Consider the following 5,613-nt stretch of genomic DNA (forward strand, 5'->3'; position numbering starts at 1 on the left):
GGTCGCGAGCGCGGCACCGCTGCGCCGTGCGGTCAAGCGCCTGGCGGCGCTCGGCTTCGAGGTCAGCGTCGACGAATCGGCGCTGGCGAAGCACCAGCGCTTCGCCGGCGACGACGACCTGCGCCTGGCCGCGCTGCACCGCGTGGCCCGCCAGGCGCCGTCGATCGCGATGGCCGCGCGCGGCGGCTACGGCCTCACGCGGCTGCTCGATCGCATCGACTGGAAGCTGCTCGGCCGCAGCGTCGAGCACGGCACGCGCTGGGTCGGCTACAGCGACATGACGGCGCTGCAGCTCGGCCTGCTCGCACACACCAAGTCGACCAGCTGGGCCGGGCCGATGGCCTGCGGCGACTTCGGCGCCGAGGTGCTCGACGAGGTGACGCCCGATTGCTTCTCCGAAGCGATGACCGGCGAACTCGAGGCCGTGGGCTTCCGCACCGAAGCCGGCTTCGAAGGCCTGGAGCTGAAGGGCACGCTGTGGGGCGGCAACCTGTGCGTGCTGAATGCGCTGCTCGGCACGCCGCACTTCCCGAAGGTCAAGGGCGGGATCCTGTTCGTCGAGGATGTCAACGAGCACCCCTACCGGATCGAGCGCAGCCTGCTGCAACTGCACCAGGCCGGCGTGCTCGGCACCCAGAAAGCGATTCTTCTCGGTGCATTCACCGAGTTCCGCAAGTCGCCGCTCGACCGCGGCTACTCGCTGAAGAGCATGGTCGAGTACCTGCGAAGCGTGACAAAAGTCCCGATCCTGACCGGTTTGCCGTTCGGGCACGTGCCGACCAAGCTGACACTGCCGGTCGGTCGCAAGGTCACCCTGCTCGTCGACGGCCGCAACGTTCTGGTTGGCTGGTAGCTGGTCGACTTCTTGCTTGCAACCGAATGCCCTGCTGGCTCGGGGCCGGTAAAGCCGTGGAAACCCCTGGCAAACCGGCTGCTCGCCGGGCTTTATCATTGCTGACTGCCTCGCGGCGACACGGCCACAAGCCGGGTTGTGTGAGGCTCTTGTTTTTTGTCCGGCCTGTGCTTACCCGCACGCGCCGTTTGTCTGCTGTCGAAGGAGTGCGCGGGATGCGGGGATCTGGAACGTGGCTGGGCCGTGGGCTCGCAGCCCTGCTCACCACCTGCGCCGTGCTGGCCGGCTGCGACAACAGCCCGCAGCCGAAGGGTGCCGCGCAGACGAACACGATGTTCACCGCGTACCAGGAGCGCTCGCCGCGCTACCTCGACCCGACCGCCTCCTACGCGAACAACGAGACGCCGATCACGTACCAGGTCTATGACCCGCTGTACGCGTACCACTACCTGAAGCGCCCGTTCGAGCTGATCCCGAAGACGGCGGCCGAGATCGCGCGCCCGCACTACCTCGACAAGAACGGCCAGCCGCTGGCCGACGACGCACCCGGCGAACTGGTCGCCGAGAGCGTCTAYGACGTGAAGATCAAGCGCGGCGTGCTGTACGCACCGCATCCGGCCTTCGCGAAGAACGAGCAGGGCGGGTACCTGTACCACGACCTGAAGCCGGCCGACACCGAAGGCAAGCGTTCGCCGTGGGACTTCGCGAAGACCGGCACGCGCGAACTGGTCGCCGACGACTTCGTCTACGCGCTGAAGCGCCACGCCACGCCGCGCATCGAGGCGCCGATCTACGGCATCTTCTCCGAGTACGTGATCGGCCTGAAGGAGTACGGGGCGCAGATCAAGGCCGAGGACGCCAAGCTGCGCCAGGGGCTCGACCCGGCCTCGCTCGACAAGCCCTTCCTCGATTTCCGCAAGTGGCCGCTGGCCGGCGCGAGCGCGCTCGACGACCACACGCTGCGCATCCGCATCCGCGGCAAGTACCCGCAGTGGAAGTACTGGATGGCGATGACCTTCCTCGCGCCGGTGCCGTGGGAGGCCGACAAGTTCTACGCCCAGCCCGGCATGGCCAAGAATGGCCTGGCGCTGACGCGCTGGCCGGTCGGCACCGGCCCCTACATGCTGACCGAGTACGTGCAGGACCGCCGGCACGTGCTGAGCCGCAACCCGAACTACCGCGAAGACCTCTACCCCTGCGAAGGCGAGCCCGAGGACAAGGCCGCCGGCCTGCTGAAGGATTGCGGCAAGCCGATGCCCTTCATCGACAAGCTGGTCTTCAACAGCGAGAAGGAGAAGGTGCCGTACAAGGCCAAGTTCGTGCAGGGCTACCTGGACGAGCCCGAGGTCGAGCGCGTCGACTGGGGGCCCGATTTCCTGGCCGATGCGAACGACTCCGACGAGGTCAAGAAGCGCTTCGAGGAGCGCGGCTTCCAGTTCCCGCAGACGGTCGACATCTCGATCTGGTACCTCGGCTTCAACATGCTCGACCCGGTGGTCGGCAAGGGCGCGACGCCGGAAGAGGACGAGCGCCACCGCAAGCTGCGCCAGGCCGTCTCGATCGCGATCGACTGGGAAGAGGGCTACGGCCGCATCTTCATCCAGAAGGGCGGCGTCGCGGCGCATGGCCCGGTGCCGGCCGGCCTGTTCGGTTCGCGCCACGGCACGCCCGAGGGCTACAACCCGATCACGCACAAGATGGTCGACGGCCGCGTGGTGCGCCGCTCGGTCGACGAGGCCAAGCAGCTGCTGGCCGAGGCCGGCTACCCCGACGGCCGCGACGCGAAGACCGGCCGCCCGCTGGTGCTGAACTACGACTTCCAGCGCGCGATCACGCCGGAGTTCCGTGCCGAGCTCGACTGGATGGTCAAGCAGTTCGCGAAGATCGGCGTGCAGCTCGAGATCCGCGCGACCGACTTCAACCAGTACCAGGACAAGACGCTGAAGGGCAAGCACCAGATCTTCTGGGCCGGCTGGCTCGCCGACTACCCCGATGCGGAGAACTTCCTGTTCCTGCTGTACGGGCCCAACTCGAAGAGCAGGCACGAGGGCGAGAACATCGCCAACTACGACAACCCCGAGTACGACAAGCGCTACAAGCAGCTGCAGCTGCTCGAAGACGGCCCGCAGAAGCAGAAGGTGATCGACGAGATGGTCGACATCGCGCGCAAGGACGCGGTCTGGTCGTTCGGCTACTACCCGTATGCCGCCGGCGCCTACCAGCAGTGGGTCTACAACGGCAAGCCGACCATCATGATCCGCGACATGGTGCGCTACCACCGGCTCGACCCGGTGCTGCGCACCGCGAAGCAGGCCGAGTGGAACCACCCGGTGTACTGGCCGCTGCTGCTGATCGCGGCGGCGCTCGCGCTGCTCGCCTGGATCGCGCGGCGCGGCTTCATCGCCCGCGAACGCGCCAACGCCCTGGCCGGCGTCGCCACCCGTCCCGCGAAAGCCTGACCGATGCTGAACTACGTGATCCGCCGTGGCTTCTACGGCTTCCTGATCCTGCTCGGGGTCAACCTGTTCACCTTCCTGCTGTTCTTCACCGTCAACACGCCCGACGACATGGCGCGCCTGAACATCGGCGGCAAGCGCGTCACGCAGGAGCAGATCGAGAAGTGGAAGACCGAGCGCGGCTACGACAAGCCGCTGTACGTCAACGACAAGGCGAGCGGCCTCGAGCGCATCACCGACACCGTGTTCTGGGACCGCTCGGTCTCGCTGCTGGCGCTGAAGTTCGGCCGCTCCGACGCGCGCAGCGCCACCGACATCGGCCATGAGATCCGCACCCGCATGTGGGTCAGCCTGCAGCTCGCGGTGCCGCTGTTCCTGCTGCAGATCGTCGCGAGCGTGGGCTTCGCGCTGCTGCTGGTGTTCTTCAAGAACTCGCGCATCGACTTCTGGGGCGTGGTCGCCTGCGTGCTGATGCTGTCGATCAGCAGCCTGTTCTACATCATCGTCGGGCAGTTCCTGTTCTCGCGCATGTTCCGGCTGGTGCCGATCTCGGGCTTCGCGCCGGGGCTTGATGCGGTGCGCTTCCTGATCCTGCCGGTGATCCTGTCGCTGCTGTCGCGCCTGGGCGGGGAAGGGCGGCTGTACCGCGCGATGTTCCTCGAGGAGATCGGCCGCGACTACGTGCGCACCGCGCGCGCCAAGGGCCTGTCGGAGCCGCGCGTGCTGTTCCGCCACGTGCTGCCGAACGCGCTGATCCCGATCATCACCAGTGCCGGCAGCTACCTGCCCTACGTGTTCCTCGGCAGCCTGGTGTTCGAGAGCTTCTTCGGCATCCCGGGCCTGGGTGCCTACGTGATCGATGCGATCTCGGGGCAGGACTTCGCGATCCTGCGCTCCATCGTCTTCATCGGCTCACTGCTGTACATCGGCACCTACATCCTCATCGACATCGCGTACACCTGGGTCGATCCCCGGGTCCGGCTCAGCTGAGCGCGCACCGGGACTGAACTCATGCCGAAGATTGTTTTCCTGTGGTCGGACGTGGTGGTGATGCTGCTCGTGCTCGCCCTGTTCGTGTACGGCTGGCGCATCCACCGCAGCCCCAACCTGCGCGCCTCGTGGCTGAAGGTGTTCCATGACCCGGCGGCGATGTGCTCGGCGGTGATCCTGCTGGTGTTCCTCGGCGTCGCGGTGGTCGACAGCGTGCACTTCCGGCGCGCGCTGCAGAACGCCGCGAGCGCCGGCGCGCAGCAGGCGCAGGCCTACAGCACGCGCACCGAATCGCTGCTCGACGTGGTGCTCTCGACGCAGGTCGAGGGGCGCGAGACCACCTATTCAGCGCCGCTCGCCACGCGTGCCTTCACGAAGGATTCGCGCGAGGTCAACGGCCGCACCGAGCGCATCTTCCCACGGCTCGACCACGGCGGCGCGCACCTGAAGGACGATGCGGCCGAGTGGGCCGGCGACGTGGCGCGGCGTGCCCTGCTGGGCCTCGTGATCGGCATGCTGGTCGGGCTGGCCATCGTGTCGGCGGTGGCCGCGGTGGTCGCGCGCGTCAACGGCTGGACCTGGCGCCAGGCGTGGCACCAGCTGCTGCACAACCACACCGACCTGCCGCTGCGCGCCGGCCTGATCACCGTGCTGGTGCTGTGCGCGGTCTTCGGGCCGATCTTCGCGCTYGCGACCCAGTACCACGTGTTCGGCACCGACCGCACCGGCAACGACGTGCTGTACCAGGCCTTCAAGAGCATCCGCACCGCGTTCGTGATCGGCAGCCTGTCGACAGTGGCAACGCTTCCACTCGCGGTCGCACTCGGCATCCTGGCGGGCTATTTCAAGGGCTGGATCGACGAGGTGATCCAGTACCTCTACACGACGCTGTCGTCGGTGCCCAACGTGCTGCTGATCGCCGCCTGCGTGCTGATGATGCAGGTCTTCATCGACACCCACCCCGACCTGTTCGAGACCGGCGCCGAGCGCGCCGACGTGCGGCTCTTCCTGCTGTGCGTGATCCTCGGCCTGACCGGCTGGGCCACGCTGTGCCGGCTGCTGCGCGCCGAGACGATGAAGCTGCGCGAGCTCGATTACGTGCAGGCCGCCACCGCGTTCGGCGTCAGCTCGTGGCGCATCATGCTGCGCCACATCTTCCCGAACGTCGTGCACCTGATCATCATCACGACGGTGCTCGATTTCTCGGCGCTGATCCTCTATGAGGCGGTGCTGTCGTACGTCGGCGTCGGCGTCGATCCGTCGATGAACAGCTTCGGCGGCATGATCAACCTGGCGCGCAACGAGATGTCGCGC

At 67.1% G+C, this 5,613-nt stretch carries 4 protein-coding genes; all 4 read left to right on the forward strand.

The window, feature by feature from the left end; translation table 11 throughout:
• On the forward strand, window positions 1-853 hold an 853-nt coding region (locus tag AC1D12_RS23000), incomplete at its 5' end, for an LD-carboxypeptidase (RefSeq protein WP_477843073.1).
• Between the two features lie 215 nt (window positions 854-1,068).
• Window positions 1,069-3,312: an ABC transporter substrate-binding protein gene (locus AC1D12_RS23005; protein ID WP_052212952.1), complete on the forward strand. Its 2,244-nt coding sequence runs from the start codon at window positions 1,069-1,071 to the stop codon at window positions 3,310-3,312.
• A gap of 3 nt (window positions 3,313-3,315) precedes the next feature.
• On the forward strand, window positions 3,316-4,299 hold the full coding sequence (locus tag AC1D12_RS23010; RefSeq protein ID WP_047510525.1) for an ABC transporter permease: 984 nt from the start codon (window positions 3,316-3,318) through the stop codon (window positions 4,297-4,299).
• Between the two features lie 21 nt (window positions 4,300-4,320).
• Window positions 4,321-5,613 (forward strand): ABC transporter permease (locus AC1D12_RS23015; RefSeq protein WP_477843075.1); only part of this gene is annotated, 1,293 nt, incomplete at its 3' end.

It is taken from the genome of Rhizobacter sp. P1_G5, assembly GCF_056405435.1.